Raw genomic sequence first — 16,880 nt, forward strand, 5'->3', positions numbered from 1 at the left:
TCCGGGAAAAATGTTTAAGTTCGGTTAAAAAACCGCTTCTTGGTTCCAGTTGTCAAAGAACGGTGTTTCTAGAAATAATTGCGACACAGTCTGAATCACTAAAGCTTAATAACTAAACAAAATCTTTGTAATTATATTAAATATCTTCTTTTTTAGTGCTTAGTGCTTTTACCTTAGTCATTGTTTAGAATTTAGTGCTTAATTCTTAGTGCTTGCTTTAAGTTTTATTTCGTGAGCGAATAATTACTTGCTGTCTCCGGGGTTCCCCATTTATCCAGCGCTATTTTTAGTTCTTTGTGCTTTTCTGCGGCTTTACGTAAAGGGATCTTTTTGTTAGTTGCTTCTATTGCCTGATGGAAAGCTTTGGCTCCGGCAATAAGACCCATGGGATGAGCGTGAATACCTCCGCCTGCGCCGACTATTACATCATTGCCGAAATCCTCAATTAATTGCGGGACAATTCCGGGATACATTCCGGCGGAAGGCCCGGGCCAGGCTCTCTTTATATGGTAGAACGGGGAAGTAAGTTCCTGGCCGATACGGATAACTCTTTCTTTTACCATCGGTACTTTTCCGAGATGGGAAGGATATATTACCATATCCCCGCCCGCAAGCCTGTTTAACTTTCCAAGTACCAGGTTTGAACCAAGTCCGTAGTGAGGCGAGCCAAAGAGAGCACCTGCAAAGTCCGGATGTGAAAGTATGGGTACATTAATTGCCGGATCCTCCGCGAGAACTGACATTCCGGAATAAGAGACGGTGAAAACATTTACCATAATGCAGTTTGCTCCGGCTTTTACCGCATCTTTGGCTTTTTTGAACATTACATCAAAGTTGTCCGTGATATTTAAGGCGTACAGAACTTTTCTTCCTGTTTCTTTATAGACTTTATCGCAGGCTTTTAAGCATTCTTCCAGCCGGTCTTCCACCGTACAGAAAGTCGGGTCTGCCAGAAGCTCGTCATCTTTTATAACATCCACGCCGCCCATACCGAGATTGAAAAGCATTTTGCCAACAGATTTTGGATCCATGCCGATACAGGGTTTGAACATGGCAACCATCAATGGCCTGTCGTATACATTTATAAGTTTTCGCATTCCTTCTATGCCGAACTTAGGGCCTTTAAAATTTTTTACAAAAGAGTGAGGGAGCGTGATATCGAGAAGCTTTAATTTCCCGGACATGGAGATATTCCCGTACAAGGCGGTTAATACCTGCGGAATCTGGCCGTTAATATTATCCGCGGGAAACGCGATCTTAAATATGAAAGTTCTTTCCTTGGTCCCGACAGGAAGCGCATCTTCATATTGAGGGACCTCATAAACTCCGAGAACTTTCGCGACACAGCGGTTGCGTATTTCGTCGGTTTCTTCCGGGAGCTGAACCCATGTACCGGTGGATTGTTCGAGCGCGATAGCTTCAACTTTTTTTAAAATATCCGTTGTTTCGCACTGAAGCAGATAAAGTCCGGTTATATATTTATCCCGGTCTATACCTTCGTCATTCATAAATATTTTGGGATCAAGCATAAGTTTCTCCTTTAACACTTTAAGCTCTTTTGAATCAGCATTAGTTTATAATATGAAAGCGGCATAGTCAATTGCAAAAGCATGCTCAACATTTGAAGTAGACAAAACACCCATTATTATGAGTGAAACTGATATTTTATAGAAAATTTGGTTATCTAGTTTTAATGCCCCTACAATCCTAAGGGCGGGTAGGGACAAAAATTAGATATTTAAAATATAAGATTTAAGGGTCAAACTTTCTGAAAAACTTGGGATTCTGCTGACCGCCAATTTTTACGGTAAACATTACAAGGTTTTTACTGAAATTCATTCACACTGGAAGTGAGGTATGATTGCGTCGTCTTTCTTCATTTACTGCAATATGTATAACTGCTTACAGGGGCAGGGAAAATGCGCGACTGTATGATTTACCGTATATACCGTAAAAATAGGATATTCTGCCTTCTAAATATGTTAATATAGCGTAAATAGGCGGTGTTTATAGCCTATAATATGCTAAATATAGCATATATACAGGTTGACACTGGGCCGACTATATGATAGGATTGTCACGCAATACAAAGGCGTATTGTGAAAGAGCATTTTTACTGTAAATAGTGTCATATTTTCCTTGTATCAAGGGTGTATATAACAGAAAAGCTGTAATAAAGAAAAGTACGAAGTTGTGCTTGGACGAAGACGTCTAACCGTAAAGCTACAATTTTTATCGGTTTAGACGTTTTTTTTGAAAAAAGGAGGAAGACAAGAGATGAAAGGATATGTGAAGGGTGTACTGGATAATTTAAACAATAAATACTATTGGGAAAAAGAATTTCTTCAAGCAGCTTCTGAGGTTCTTACCTCAATAAAAGTATTGGTAGAATCTGATCCTAAGTATAAAGCTCAAAGTATCCTTGAAAGAGTTGTGGAGCCTGAACGAACTATAATATTTAGAGTGCCCTGGATGGACGATAAAGGCGAGTTCCATGTTAATACCGGTTACAGAGTAGAGTTTAACAGCGCCATAGGTCCTTACAAAGGAGGATTGCGGCTTCATCCTACTGTTACCCTCGGTGTTTTAAAATTCCTTGGTTTTGAACAGGTGTTTAAAAATAGTCTGACAGGTCTTCCTATGGGCGGCGGTAAGGGCGGGAGTGATTTTGATCCCAAGGGGAAATCTGATAATGAAGTAATGCGCTTTTGTCAAAGCTTCATGAGTGAGCTTTTTAGACATATCGGAGCTGATACCGATGTTCCGGCAGGAGATATCGGAGTAGGCGGCAGGGAAATAGGCTTTTTATTCGGGCAGTATAAAAAATTAAAGAATGTCTATGAAGGAGTACTTACCGGAAAGAGCCTTAGCTGGGGTGGGAGTTTGATCAGACCGGAAGCTACAGGTTATGGAACAGTATATTTTGCAGAAGAAATGATGAAGACAAAGGGCGAAGTTTTTAAGAATAAAAAAGTATTGATCAGCGGTTCCGGTAATGTGGCTCAGTATGCTGTTGAAAAATGTAATGAATATGGAGCAAAAGTTTTGACGCTTTCTGATTCCAATGGAACTATTCTTGATGAAGACGGTATAAACGCAGAAAAACTTCAGTTCGTAATGGATTTAAAAAATTGCAAGAGATGCAGAATTAAAGAATACACTGCAAAGTTTAAAGGCTCAAAATACTTTGAAGGTAAGAAGCCGTGGGGTGCTGCGAAAGCAGAAATTGCTTTGCCATGCGCGACTCAAAATGAAGTTAACGGGAAAGACGCAAAAGCTTTGATTGACAACGGTTGTATCTGTGTTGCAGAAGGAGCAAATATGCCTTCAACTCCGGAAGCTATAGAGATATTCGTAAAGAAGAAATTACTTTATGGTCCGGGAAAAGCTGCAAATGCGGGCGGTGTTGCCACCTCCGGACTGGAAATGTCACAAAACAGCATGAGACTTGCCTGGTCAAGAGAAGAGGTTGACAATAAACTTCATAATATTATGATTAACATTCATAAAGCAGCAAAAGAGGCTGCGGAAGAATTTGGTACTCCCGGGAATTATGTAAACGGAGCCAATATTGCAGGCTTCAGAAAAGTAGCCGATTCCATGATAGATCAGGGTTTAGTGTAAGATTGTAGTTGCTTGACCATCGAGCCCGTATTTCAAAAAAGGGCGTTGTAAAACGCCCTTTTTTGCTTTAAAATATAATTATGGAATGCATTGTTTGTAAAAATGATAAAGAAAAAAAATTTATTTGTAAGAGTTGTCTTACGGTTGGGACAATTTACAATATTCTCAGTTGCCAAAACTGCGGTGTTTCTTATTTTGATCCCCTGCCGTCAGCATCAGAACTGGATAAATTTTATAATAATTCCTACTATGCTTTTGACCAATACAAAGATGAACATAGTGGCGGTATTTTTGCCGTAAAATTAAAAAAAATTGCCCATACGGGAAGATTTCTTGATATCGGATGTTCTGCCGGTCATTTTATAAAAGGCATTAAGGATAAATGCGGTTGGGAAGTTTTTGGAACAGAATTCTCCGCCAGCGCAGTAGCTTATGCAAAAGAAAAGCTTGGTCTTGACGTAAGACAGGGGGATCTTAAAAAATCGGGGTTTGCCGGAAATTATTTTGATTATATTCATATGAATAATGTTTTAGAGCATGTTACCGACCCCATTGGTTTTTTAAAGGAAATATTCAGGGTTTTAAAATCCGGAGGAACCTTTCAATTATTGATTCCCAACGGCAAAGTTGACGTTGAGCTTCTTCAAAGATTTTATAAGGAAGAAAAAACTCCGGCAAAGAGCAAAGACGGTCATTTGTTTTTCTTCCCCAAAAAAACGCTTGTAAATATGGTTGAAAAAACAGGTTTTAAAATAACAAAGACAAAAACCTGCAGTATTTCCCGCGGTTTGAGAGTTTCCGGTTTACTCCCTCTGAAGAAAAGCTGGAAAGAGGCCTACAGATTTACAGAAGAAAGCAAAATGGAAAAGAAAGAATTTGCCCCTGCTGAAGTAAAAAAGCATTCCAACAGTTATTACTCTTACAGGTATTTTATGAACAATTCAAAGAACATTCCCGGCCTTTATTCGTTCGGTCTCGATTTTTTAATTGTGGCAAAGAAGTAGTCGTTTTCTTCTTGAATACTCACCCGAGATAGTCATATAATGTTTTCAGATATTATTAAATTTTCCCGTTTGGGAATGGAGGTAATAAACATGTCGGAAAGTTTTAAATTGGGGATAATTGGTGCGGGGATAGGTTTTGCGCATGCAAAAGCGGCAAAGCAGGTGGCGGGAATAGAAGTTGCGGCAGTTGCAGATTTAAATCCGGCAAGGGCTAAACGGCTGGTTGATGAACTTGGTGTAAAAAATACTTACACTGATTACAAGGAGATGTTTAAAACCGAGCGGCTTGACGGGGTGGTAATCGGAGTGCCAAATTTTCTGCATAAGACGGTTGCGATAGATGCTTTAAATGCCGGGATAAATGTACTTTGCGAAAAACCTATGGCGATGAACGCGGGGGAATGCGAAGAAATGATCGTTGCCGCAAAAAAAAATAAAAAACATCTCATTATTGGGTTTGTTAACAGGCAGAGAGATGATTCCAAAACTTTAAAAAGTATTGTTGACGAGGGCGGACTCGGGGAAATATATCATGCTGATGCTTATTGCATGAGGCGCCGCGGTATTCCCGGGCTTGGCGGCTGGTTCACAACAAAAAATATGTCCGGCGGCGGCGGACTAATAGATAACGGTGTTCACGTATTGGACCTTACAATGTATCAGATGGGTTTTCCGGAACCGGTTTCTGTCTCCGGAGCGGCGTACATGAAATTCGGTCATAAAAAAGATTATAATTATGTTTCCATGTGGGGAGGTCTTGTAAAACTGGGACAATTTGACGTAGATGATTTTGTTACTGCTCTGGTCAGATTTAAAAACGGTTCAACTCTTAACCTGGAAGTAAGCTGGGCTGCAAATATTGAACGGGAAGGGTTTTACTCGTATTTTATGGGGGATAAAGGCGGGGCAACGCTGGAAATGGGAGCTCCTTTAAAGATATTCACCGAGCATTTTGGAAAGATCGCGGATATTAATCCGAAATATGTCAAGGAAGATGCGTGGGTAAATCAGGAGAGAAATTTCATGGAAGTCTGTACGGGAAAAGCAAAACCTGTTGCGCCTGCCGAACACGGGCTTGTTATACAGAAGATCATAGATGCTATTTACCTGTCATCTCAGGAAAAAAGAGAAGTAAAGATCAAATAACTCTCAGTTTAAAAATGAAAAAGGGGGTGCCGTTATGCGCCCCCTTTTTTTATGGAAAAATCCCGGAAAATCAAAAAAACAGGAACTATTACCATCTTTATCCTGTCTAAATATTAGCAGTATACAATATTATATGTATTCGCAGGTTGACAATGCTTTAAAATGCCTGTAAAATATTAGAAAGATCCGATTTTTCAAGGAAAAGATGAAAAAGGGTACCAAAAGAAAGATACTTTTCATATCACTCGGCATTATTCTATTGCTGGGTATTACTGCATTTATACTTGCTAAAACAGGTGTTTTTGTAAAACAATTTAAAAATATAATTGAATTAGAGCTTACCAAAGCACTAAACCGTGAAGTAACCATAGAAAAGATAGAAGGAGGGATCTTTGATTCAATAGATTTAGTTAATGTTAGAATTGCTTCAAAAAAAGAGATTAAAGACGGTATTCTTATTGTTATAGATAAGGTTTCCGTGAAATATAGTTTTACTGATATTGTTTTTAATAAAAAACAGGTAATTGAAAGTTTGAAAGGCATAGAAATTATCCGCCCTGCGGTTTTAATAGAAAAAGATGAACAAGGAAGCTGGAACATTATTGATTTCATCAACTCTCTGCCGGTTGCCGAAAATTCAGTGTTTCCTGAAAAACTTCCCATTACCGTTTCAAAAGGCTTGATAGGAATAAAGGACAGTAAAAAAAAATTTAATTCCTATTTTCGCGATATCTATGGAAATTTAGAATTTGTCGGACAGGGAAAACTCTCCGTAAAAGCCGGATCTAAAAGCTTTTCCAGTAAAAAAACAAATCTTTATGTGGACGGTCTTGTTGATTTAAAAAATAAGATCAGTGCGCTTATAGTTACCGGAAAAGATCTGGAACTTTCTCACTATGCAGGTTATGCCTTGACATACCTTCCCGCGGATAAAACCGGAAAACTTTTTATAGAAGCCGGAAAGTTTGACCTTACTGTTAAAATCTCTGATGATATTTCCAGCGGTGTAAGTGCGGAGTTTTTGATAAAAAACGGAGAAGCCAGGTTTGCGGATTTCAAGGCTGTCTTGTCCGGAATAGTCAGCGAAATTTCTCTCACCAAAGAAAGTATTAAAATTAAAAATTTTGCTTCTGTTCTTAAAAATTCATCCATTACCGCCAGAGGGGAAATTAAAAATGCTTTTGAAGGAAAACCGGAAGGGAAGGTCTCGGTATATCTGAATAGAGCGGATCTTGCGGATTTTAATGAAGAAGAAATATTCAAGGGGCTTAATCCTGCAGGAATTTGTAATGCAGGTATTACCATTGAAGGTGTTTTTGCCTCTCCGGCTATAAATGTTTTTGCAAATGTGAGGGACTTGAGAATCTCCGGTGTCAAGACGGAAAATAATGAGCTGGTGTTAAGATACAAAGATAAAAAAGCGGTTATTGAAAGCCTTAAGATATATGCATTTGACGGCATGGCCGGACTCTCCGGAAATTATGATGTGATAAAAAATTATCTCTCTCTAAACGGAGCTGCTTCTGATATGCAGTTCGGAGAGATTTGTAATATGGTTGGAATTCCCGGAGCGGCAGGAAAAGCCGCGTTCTCTATTGAAGCAAAAGGGCTTTTAAATAATATAACTATAGCTTCAAAAGTAAGCGTAAAGAAAGCAGCTTATGTAAGCGGTTCACTGGGAGATATTACAGGTGACCTTTTATTTCATAAAAATAATAAACTCAAAGTAAGTGCTGTTTCTACCGAAAAGCTAGGAATACAGACGGTTTTTACCTTTGAAAAAAATAAAACTTACACAGACGGTTTTATAAAGCTTTCCGGGATGAATTTTAAGAATGCTTACGGTTTCTTCGTTGAAAATAAATTCAACCTTGGCGGAGAATCCACCGCTGTGTTTTCTATGAAAGGTCCGCTTGATGATATTACTTTGTCCGGAGATATTGCAATAAATAATTTTAATTTTGAAGGTTATAAAGCGAAAACAGCGAAAGGTAATCTCACCATAAAAAAAGGCTCGCTTACGGGTTCAGGTCTTTATTTTAACCAGGACGACACGGGATATCTGAAAGCAGACGGCACTCTTGGTCTTGCCGGAGAGATGCCTCTTGATCTTACGGTGAGTGCTTCAAAGGTGGATTTTTCAAAGATACCGGCATTCAATACGTATTATAAAATGTCAGGGAGAGGTGCTTTCGCCGGAAAAATACTCGGGAGCATCACCTATCCTAAATTTATAGCAACGCTGACTTCTGATAATATGATACTTGACGGGAATCAGAGTCTGAAAGCGGACCTTTCGTTCCTTTATAATAACTCTACTTTAAAAATAGATAAACTAAATATTGATAATGAATATACTTTTAACGGCGAGATAACCTTTTTGAATAAAACACATTTGGACAGCAGTTTAACGGTAAAAAATGGCAAGCTGTCAACACTGTTTACTATATTCAAAATTCCCCAGAATAAAGAAGAGACAAAAGGTACGCTTAACGGAGGGTTGAGATTAAACGGAGATTTTGACAGTTTAAACGGCGACGGAGAATTAAACGCTCAAAATGCTTCTGCTTTTGGAAAAACGGTGGAGCTGTTTGGTCTGAAATTTGAAGTAAAAAACGGAATTTTTACGGTGAAGAGTTTTGATTTTGGAATGGATAACATTATTCTTGCTGCCGGCGGGATAATCTCGCTTAAAAAAAAGGGCTATTCCAGTCTTGATTTTAATATGTCCAATACCTTTGATAAAAATAAAATATCAGGCAGATATAATATAAGCGCAAGCGGACTTTTTGATCCGGAAAAACCTGTTATTTCGGCAAAAACAAAATCTTATGTTCTTTCCTTCAATGAACAAAAAGTAAATAATATAGCTTTGGATATTGCCTATGATAAGAAAGAGAATCGATTGACATTTAAAGGTCTCGAATGGGAAAATATAAAAGGAGAAGCCGAATATACTTTTAGAAATAGCGGATTCTCGGCAGGACTTAAATTTGACGCCAGCGACTTAAGAAAAATATCCTTTTTGGATCTTGAATTAAAAAAAACTCTCATAGCCGGAGAACTTACCGGATTTGTAGATATTAAGACTGATAAAAACGGCAATATAAAAGCAGAAAACATACTGACTGTAACAAATCCAAAATACGGTGATTTTAAAGCAAACCGGATAACAGCAAATTTTATTTTAAACAAATCACAAAAAGGATATGACATCGGGTTGTCCCGGCTTCTGGTCAGCCAGGAGACGGGAAGCCTGGATGTAAGCGGTTCTCTCTTTGCGCCTGAGGATTTTTCTCCGGAAAAAACTGATTGCGATCTGACAGTTTCTCTTATGGGCGTGGATATAAAGAACCTGCTGCCCCTTCTTAAGTCAAAAGTTGATATAAGCGCTGAGTTGCAGTCTTCTCTGGGTATAAAAATTACGGGAAAAATTTCGGCTCCGGTAGTGTCAGGATTATTTTCAGCAAAAAATGTTCGTTCCGGCACCGGTCTTCTCGGGGATTTTAGGGGAGAGTTTGATTATAAAAATTCCGTGTTAGATTTTAAAAATCTTAACTTTGATGATTTACGCCTGGACAATCACGTTGAATTTAAAAGAGCTGTATTTACTTTCAAAAAAGATTATGTTGAAGCTCAAATCTCTGCTGCCGCGGATTTTAAACAGCTCTTTGGACTTAGAATGAAGGCAGATGCGGAAACAGGCAATTTTAGAATCGCGCTTGGCGAAAAACCGGTGGTTGAGACTGAAATTTTTCTTAAAAATTTTACAATGAATGATTATAAGATGAATAATCTTGCCTTTAGATTGATTAGTACAAAAACCGGTTTCAAGCTGCAAAACAATTCTGATTACAAGGGTAACACCTCTACGGTAAAGGGTGAGATAATATTTAAAGATAAAAATTCCACGGAGTTTAAAGATGTTCAACTGAATATTTATGATAACACTCCGGGAATTATAAAGATATCCGGGGTTTCCGGGCCGGTTTCGGATATGGTTATAGATATTAATAATACAAATGTGGGATTTATTCTCAAGTATTTTGATCTGGATTTTAATATGACCGGTACCGTCAATAATGCCGGTGTTATTTATAAGGGATCTTCGAGTATGCCAAATGTAAGTATCGGAGGTACGCTGCGCAATGTAAATGTTTTTAATATGGCATTTAGTTCTCTAACAGGGGACATGAGTTTTTCTGATAATAAAATGACCTTGTCCCAGGTAGTCGGAGAACAAAGAGATAATTCATCCAAAGTCCTTTATCAGGTTAAAGTTGACGGGACTATTCCTCTTGATCAGGAAGAGGAGCAAGACCTTCATATTGTACTTAACAATACCGGATTGCAGCCGATTATGATAACCGGTTGGTTTAATAAAGTTGAAGGTGTAATGGACGCGGATTTTAAGATAAAAGGAAAAATTTCCTATCCTGAGATAGAAAAAGGCTATCTTATTATTAAAGAAGGTTCAAAACTTTTTCCTGTTGGCTTTATTAAAGAGGCAAATAATGTTAAGGCGAAATTTACAATAGAAAAAAATATCGTAACAATAAATAATCTTAGTTTTGAAGTGGATAAAAGCCCCGTAGAAGTCTTCGGAAAACTTACTTTGAAGAAATTTTACCCGGATCCGGATGAGAACACAAATATAATGGTGCGAAACAGGCAGACGGCGGAAAGAAAGGGTATTAAGTTTAAGGTAGATTCTATAATGAATAATGAGGGCACGATGTTTGTAAAAGGGTATGATAGGGATGAATATTTTACGATAAAGGGCAGTAAATCCCATAATTTCAGCATGAATGGTGAACTACATGTGTATGATACGAATTTTACCTGGCCTCCTTCGAATAAAGAAGGGGATATGGCTCCAAGAATACTCAAGGAAATGGATTGGAATTTAAAAGTAGTAATTGAAGAAAGTGTATGGTATTATAACACTTATTGCCGGGCAAAGCTGAAATCAGGGAGTATTATTACTTCTTCGGGTCCCGGCGGTGATTTACAGATGCGCGGTGGAGCTGATATTAATGAAGGGTTTTTAACCTTTGCCGGAGTGAAGTTTAATATAAAGACTGCTTCTTTTGTCTTTTTGGAAAATACAAAAAGAAGCCCGGCCATAGGCGCTACCGGCGAGTATAACACGAGCACGCATAAGGTATTTCTTTCTATTAAAGGTAAAAAAGGTCTGTATGCTGAGCTGGGAAACGGTGAAAATTTTGACGCTGTTTTAACGTCTCAACCGGAAGAAACGCAAGATCAGATAATAAAAATCATTAGCGGGCTTACGGATCTTACTGCGGATAATGCCAGAGATAAGCTGCTGGCAATGTTTGCGGTTCAGGTATTTAATGAGAGTATGAAGACGCTGATAGGTGATTCTATTGATATAGATATTACAAGAAGAGAGAATTCAAAATATCGAGCACAGGATTTTCCTATTGGTTTAAACACGAATGTACTTGACGAGTTGCAGCTCGGTGTATCAAAAATGATTGCCGATAACATAAAAATTAAAACTATTGCGTATAAATATTTTGATCCGAAGGCGCCGACATCAACTTCCACATATTTACCGGAAATACTTCTTGAATACGGCGTGGGTAATAGAAAATTTAATTTTGCGTTAAATCCAAATGAAGTTAAAGTTGGGCTTACAGCAGTATTGAAATTTGATAATGAACCCAACATAGAGCAAAATAAAACTATAAAGTGTCTTAACTGTGGAACTAAAAACAAAGCAGGTACTAAATTCTGCATTAAGTGCGGCGAGAAATTAAAATAGAACAAGTAATCTTTGTCTGTATCAGTGAAATCGTTTTTTCAAAAAGGAAGGGAAAATGAGAAAACTAGTGAGTGTGATGACGATAATTATTATTACAGGTGCTTGTGTTTTTGGAGAGGTCACTGCTCCGAACAACAGCATAAACAAGATAACGTTTGTCGGTGTTAAAAATATAAAAACAGATCTAATAACTGCGGTGATGTCTTTGAAAACTAAAACAGAGTATTCCGAAGCTAAGGCTCTTCTGGATTTTAAAAAAATATTTAATCTGGGCTATTTCTCCGATGTGGAAATAGCAAAAGACGAAGGTATTGAAGGCATAGAAATTATAGTTACCGTAAAAGAAAAGCCGGTGGTGGAAGAAATTAGTTTTATCGGAGTGAAAGAAGTGGGAAGAGGGGATTTGGAAACGGAAGCGGGCTTTGTAAAGGGGGATTCATATGAACTGTCCTTAATTAAAAAAGCCGTGGAAAAACTTCTGGCAAAGTATCAGGAAAAAGGTTACAACCTTGCGGCGGTAACTTATGAGATAAAAGAAGATGAAAAAAATAATAAAGTAAAGGTCACTTTTAATATTAATGAAGGCCGTCACATGTATGTCTCAAAAATAAAATTTTTGGGAATTAAGAATTTCACCGAAAGCGTTTTAAAGGGAAAGATGGAAACTTCCGAAGCCGCTTTTCTTGTTGCCGGTACTTTTAGCGAGGAGACATTGTCCCGGGATTTTCAAAAGATAGTTGCTTATTATAAAAGTGAAGGTTTTTACCTTGCAAATATTTTTTCGCATAAAGTTACCTATGATGACATTAAAGAAAAAATATTTATTGATATAACTGTGGACGAAGGTGATCAGTATAAATTTTCTGAAGTACAATTCAGTGTTACAAATGAAAAGATCTATGAGGTGAAAGATTTAGCCGCTGCTTTTAATTTAAAAAAGGACGACATTTTTAATTATGAAGTATATGCGAGGGATCTTGATAAAATAAGGTTTATGTATTCCGAAAAAGGCTATATAGAAACAGAGGTATCAGGAGATGTTTTTCCCGATAAAGGAAAAAAGACTGTTTTCGTAATGATTAAAATTAAAGAAAGCGGGGTCTTTTTCATTGATAAAATAAGAATAGAAAATAATTATAAAACAAAAGATAATGTAATTCTTCGTGAGTTGACATTAAAAGAGGGTGAGGCTTTTGACAGCGTGAAGATAAGACGGAGCCTTGAAAAAATATATAACCTCGGGTTTTTTGAAGAGGTTAGCCCGGGTCTTCTTCCTGTAGCAGGGAAGCCCGACAGGCGTGAATTGGTTCTTACCATAAAAGAAAGACAGACGGGGCAATTACAGCTGGGAGCTAATTTTTCCTCGCTTGACGGTCTTACGGGAATGCTTTCTGTTTCAGAAAATAACTTTTTAGGAAACGGCCAGAGGATCTCTGTAAGCTGGGAATTCGGATCAAGCCGACAGTCTTATGATCTTTCGTTTTTTGAGCCCTGGCTCATGGGAAGCCCTGTATCTGCGGGCGCCTCTCTTTATAATGTCTTGAAGGCTTACTATGCGGACTATAAAGATCAAAGAATAGGCGGCAATATCAGGTTTGGGCTTCCACTCAACGATAATACAAGGCTTTGGCTTACTTATAAATACGAGCAGGTAAATATCTATGATGTGGCAGTAGCGGCCTCAAGTTTGATTCAAAGTGTTGCCGGCACCAACGACATCAGTTCAATTACTGCTCAATGGGTAAAGGATACGAGAGACAGCATTTTCTTTAACACCAAGAGCGGTTATAAATTAAGCGCTTCCATCGAATACGCCGGCGGTTTAATTCTCGGTACAACTAATTTTACGAAATATGTGGTGGATGCCTCGACATTTTTCAGTATTTCGGGGGACTTAGTACTTGCGCTTCGCGCTTCGACCGGCTATACCACCGGTTTTGGCAGCACCCCCAATGTTCCTTTCTATGAAAAATTCTTTGTAGGCGGCACGGATACAGTCAGAGGTTACGGAGAGAGAATATTATCACCTTTGGATAATACCGGTACTCCTGTCGGTGGAAATTTTATGACGCTGGGGAATGCAGAGCTCCGTTTCCCTATTTATGGTCCGATTTTTGGCACTGCTTTTTTTGATGCCGGTAAAGCGTGGGATCATGTGACTGCATTTGACACTGCTAATATTCCGACCAGCGTAGGGTTCGGTCTCAGGATTATGATTGGCGGGGCGCTTATGATACGCATTGACTACGGGTATGGTTTTAGCCCTCAGGCAACTCAAGGCGGGCAGATACATTTTAATATGGGGAATATATTCTAAAAACAAGTTTGTAAGGTTCTTAAGGTTTATAAGGTTTGTAAAGTAAAAGATATTTTAAAAAAGATTACGTTAGAACGTGTCACGTTATCACGTTGCACGATAAAAGTAAAATAATGCGCTTTGAGAGCGCGGGGAGAGTATATGAAGAAGACAGTGTTTCTGGCAGTAGTAGCGGCATTTGTGTTTTGCGGGTTTGCAGGAGCGGAAGAAAAGCTGAAGATCGCGGTGTTTGATATGGCAAAAGTGTTTAAAGCTTATGAGAAAACAGAAGCTTTTACTAAGGAACTTGAAGAGTGGGGTAATAAGAAAAAGAGCGAGGTTGAGGCAAAGAAAGCTGAAATAGAAGACCTTATGAAGAAATTCTATGCCCAATCTGCCTTGCTTTCTGATGAAGCCAAAAAAACAAAGCAGAAAGAGATTGAAGAAAAATCAGCGGTTTATCAAAAAAGATCACAGGAAATAGTAAATGAATTTTCAAAAGAAGAAAAAAACCGGACAGATGTGCTTGTTGTGGATATCACCGTTGCGTCTGAAGCAGTTGCGAAAGAGCTGAAATATGATCTTTTGTTTGATAAGAAAGCTCTTGTTTTCGGCGGGGAAGATATTACCGACAAAGTGATTAAAAGAATTAATGCAAAGAAGTAAAGAAGAACAGAGAAAATGCTGACTTTATCGGATATTGCGAGTTTGACAGGCGGAAAACTTTCCGGAGAATCCGGTATTTATATTTACCGTGTTGCGGAGCTTTTGGAAGCAAAGGACGGGGATATTTCTTTTGTTGCTGAAGAAAAAAACATTAAAGATGCTGAGCTTTCAAAAGCAGGGGCTTTGATCCTAAAAGAAGGGCTTTCTCTTCCCGGCAAAAATACCGTTACCGTCCCCAATCCGCATTATGCTGTCGCAAAAATAATGGAGAAGCTTTATATCAAAGAAGCACCGCAAAAAGGTATCCATTCCTCGGCGGTGGTTTCTACCAAATCAAAAATAGGCACCGGAGCGGCAATACTTCCATTTGCCGTAATAGAAGACGGAGCGGATATTGGAGAGAACTCCATAATATATCCGTTTGTTTATATAGGAAAAAATGTGCGGATAGGGGCCAATACGGTAATTTATGCTAACGTGACAATAAGGGAAGAAGTTCTCATCGGAAATCATGTAATAATTCATGCCGGCGCGGTTATAGGGAGCGACGGTTTTGGCTATACAAAAAAAGAGGACCGTACTTTTTACAAAATACCCCAGGTTGGGACTGTAGTTATAGAAGATTATGTGGAAATCGGGGCCTGCGCGTGTATTGACCGCGCTATGCTTTCAGAGACCAGAATAAAAAAAGGGACCAAGATAGATAATCTTGTGCAGGTCGGGCATAATGCCGTTGTAGGAGAAAATTGTATTCTTGCCGGTCAGGCAGGACTGGGCGGAAGCGCGAAACTCGGGAACGGAGTAATACTTGCCGGTCAGGCAGGGGTTGCTGATCATGTGGAGGTAGGAGAAAATGCGTTTGTTCTCGCACAGGCCGGAGTATCAAAAAGTATAGACGCAAATAAGGTGTACGTAGGTTCTCCTGCTGAAGAAGCCAGACAGTTTTGGAAAACCCTTGTCGAGGCGAAAAAAGTAGGAGAAATTAATTCAAGACTTAAAGTCCTGGAACAGCGGTTTAAGGATATAGAAGAATATCTTAAAGGGCAGATAAAGAAGTAATGTCTTTTCAAACAACAATAAAAAAAGAATGTATTTTTACCGGAATCGGACTTCATAACGGCGTTAAAACTGTTTTAAGGCTAATGCCGGCTGAAGCCGGGACCGGTATTTTATTTTCCACCAAAAACGGAGAAGTAAAAGGCTTATATAAAAATGCGGTGGAGGGCTCTTATGCTCTTACTCTGGTATCCGGTAAAGCCAGAGTGATCACCTGTGAGCATCTTTTAGCGGCTTTATACGGAGCGGGAGTTGATAATGTAATTTGTGAATTAACCGGTTCCGAAGAAGTTCCCATAATGGACGGTAGTGCTTCGGAATTTTCAAAAGCTATTAAAAAAGCCGGATTGAAAATATTTTCAAAAGCCCGGAAAAAAATAATAATTAAAAAAGATCTTTTAACAGCGGAAATAAAAGCCGGAAGATTTTTGAAAGCCGAAAAAGCAAAAAAGCTGGAGATCAGATATTATGCTTCTTTTGATAATCCGGCAATCGGTTCGAAATACAGGGAGTTTAATCTTAAACCGGGGAAATTTATAAAAGAAATATCAAATGCTCGGACTTTTGGCTGGACAGAACAGGTGAAGATACAGAAAAAGCTCGGACTGATAAAAGGTGCCGGTGCGTTAAATGCGCTAATGTTTAACGACAAAGGGGTTGTAAATAAGGGCGGCTTGAGGTATAAAGATGAAATAGTGCGGCACAAAATATTGGATCTTTTAGGAGCTTTAGCTTTATTGCCTTTCAGTATAAAAGGAAGGTTTATTGCTTTTAAAAGCGGACATAGTATTGATATAAAAATGATCAAAAAAATAGGAGGAATTTATGACAGATAAAGTGATAGTGGATATAAAAGGTATAATGGCTTTGCTTCCACACCGTTTCCCGTTTTTGCTTGTGGACAGAGTGGAGATAATTGAAGAAGGAAAAAAAGTAAGGGGAATAAAAAATATTACCATGAATGAAGATTGTTTTAACGGTCATTTTCCCGGTAATCCGGTATTTCCCGGAGTCCTTCAGGTGGAAGCCATGGCTCAGACCGGCGGTGTAATGATGCTGAGAAATCCGGCGCTTCAGGGAAAAAATGTACTCTTTGTGTCTATTAACAATGTAAAATTCAGACGTATGGTATTTCCGGGCGACCAGCTGGTAATGGAAGTTGAAAGTACAAGATTTGGCGGAAGAATAGCCGCCATGAAAGGTAAAGCAACGGTAGACGGCGAACTGGTAGTGGAAGCCGATTTTGTCTGCGCGATCACAGATCAAGCAAGACCGCAATAAAGCAAATTCGAAGAAC

General features: G+C 38.7%; 10 protein-coding genes. 9 read left to right on the forward strand and 1 reads right to left on the reverse strand.

What is annotated here, in order from left to right:
• Window positions 1-224 precede the first annotated feature (224 nt).
• Window positions 225-1,529, reverse strand: coding sequence for a hypothetical protein (locus tag A2536_05985; GenBank protein ID OGF46979.1), 1,305 nt, complete (start codon window positions 1,527-1,529; stop codon window positions 225-227).
• Window positions 1,530-2,277: 748 nt separating this feature from the next.
• On the opposite strand from A2536_05985, the gene A2536_05990 reads away from it, so the two are divergent.
• The 9 genes from A2536_05990 (at window position 2,278) to A2536_06030 (ending at window position 16,864) form a co-directional block, all read left to right on the forward strand.
• Complete coding sequence (locus tag A2536_05990) at window positions 2,278-3,624, forward strand: glutamate dehydrogenase (GenBank protein OGF46980.1); 1,347 nt, start codon at window positions 2,278-2,280, stop codon at window positions 3,622-3,624.
• Between the two features lie 80 nt (window positions 3,625-3,704).
• Window positions 3,705-4,628, forward strand: coding sequence for a hypothetical protein (locus A2536_05995; GenBank protein ID OGF46981.1), 924 nt, complete (start codon window positions 3,705-3,707; stop codon window positions 4,626-4,628).
• A gap of 90 nt (window positions 4,629-4,718) precedes the next feature.
• The gene (locus tag A2536_06000; GenBank protein OGF46982.1) at window positions 4,719-5,774 is read left to right on the forward strand and encodes a hypothetical protein; all 1,056 of its coding nucleotides are present in this window, start codon (window positions 4,719-4,721) and stop codon (window positions 5,772-5,774) included.
• A 205-nt stretch (window positions 5,775-5,979) separates the two neighbouring features.
• Window positions 5,980-11,565, forward strand: a complete 5,586-nt coding sequence (locus tag A2536_06005; GenBank protein ID OGF46983.1) for a hypothetical protein — start codon at window positions 5,980-5,982, stop codon at window positions 11,563-11,565.
• Between the two features lie 55 nt (window positions 11,566-11,620).
• On the forward strand, window positions 11,621-13,882 hold the full coding sequence (locus A2536_06010; GenBank protein ID OGF46984.1) for an outer membrane protein assembly factor BamA: 2,262 nt from the start codon (window positions 11,621-11,623) through the stop codon (window positions 13,880-13,882).
• Between the two features lie 141 nt (window positions 13,883-14,023).
• Window positions 14,024-14,527, forward strand: coding sequence for a hypothetical protein (locus tag A2536_06015; protein OGF46985.1), 504 nt, complete (start codon window positions 14,024-14,026; stop codon window positions 14,525-14,527).
• 15 nt (window positions 14,528-14,542) lie between these two features.
• A complete protein-coding gene (locus tag A2536_06020; protein OGF46986.1) occupies window positions 14,543-15,586 on the forward strand; it encodes a UDP-3-O-(3-hydroxymyristoyl)glucosamine N-acyltransferase in 1,044 nt (347 codons plus the stop codon).
• Entirely contained in the window at window positions 15,586-16,419 is an 834-nt protein-coding gene (locus A2536_06025; GenBank protein OGF46987.1) for a UDP-3-O-[3-hydroxymyristoyl] N-acetylglucosamine deacetylase, read from the forward strand. The genes A2536_06020 and A2536_06025 overlap by 1 nt, the downstream gene beginning before the upstream one ends.
• A gap of 4 nt (window positions 16,420-16,423) precedes the next feature.
• The gene (locus A2536_06030; GenBank protein ID OGF47003.1) at window positions 16,424-16,864 is read left to right on the forward strand and encodes a 3-hydroxyacyl-[acyl-carrier-protein] dehydratase FabZ; all 441 of its coding nucleotides are present in this window, start codon (window positions 16,424-16,426) and stop codon (window positions 16,862-16,864) included.
• Window positions 16,865-16,880: the final 16 nt, after the last annotated feature.

The organism is Candidatus Firestonebacteria bacterium RIFOXYD2_FULL_39_29 (assembly GCA_001778375.1).
Taxonomy (GTDB): domain Bacteria; phylum Oederibacteriota; class D2-FULL-39-29; order D2-FULL-39-29; family D2-FULL-39-29; genus D2-FULL-39-29.

What these genes read in the sequence shown, in the direction of transcription:
- A2536_05985 (OGF46979.1), bottom strand. Translation starts at nt 1,529, where the DNA reads ATGCTTGATCCCAAAATATTTATGAATGACGAAGGTATAGACCGGGAT.
- A2536_05990 (OGF46980.1), top strand. Translation starts at nt 2,278, where the DNA reads ATGAAAGGATATGTGAAGGGTGTACTGGATAATTTAAACAATAAATAC.
- A2536_05995 (OGF46981.1), top strand. Translation starts at nt 3,705, where the DNA reads ATGGAATGCATTGTTTGTAAAAATGATAAAGAAAAAAAATTTATTTGT.
- A2536_06000 (OGF46982.1), top strand. Translation starts at nt 4,719, where the DNA reads ATGTCGGAAAGTTTTAAATTGGGGATAATTGGTGCGGGGATAGGTTTT.
- A2536_06005 (OGF46983.1), top strand. Translation starts at nt 5,980, where the DNA reads ATGAAAAAGGGTACCAAAAGAAAGATACTTTTCATATCACTCGGCATT.
- A2536_06010 (OGF46984.1), top strand. Translation starts at nt 11,621, where the DNA reads ATGAGAAAACTAGTGAGTGTGATGACGATAATTATTATTACAGGTGCT.
- A2536_06015 (OGF46985.1), top strand. Translation starts at nt 14,024, where the DNA reads ATGAAGAAGACAGTGTTTCTGGCAGTAGTAGCGGCATTTGTGTTTTGC.
- A2536_06020 (OGF46986.1), top strand. Translation starts at nt 14,543, where the DNA reads ATGCTGACTTTATCGGATATTGCGAGTTTGACAGGCGGAAAACTTTCC.
- A2536_06025 (OGF46987.1), top strand. Translation starts at nt 15,586, where the DNA reads ATGTCTTTTCAAACAACAATAAAAAAAGAATGTATTTTTACCGGAATC.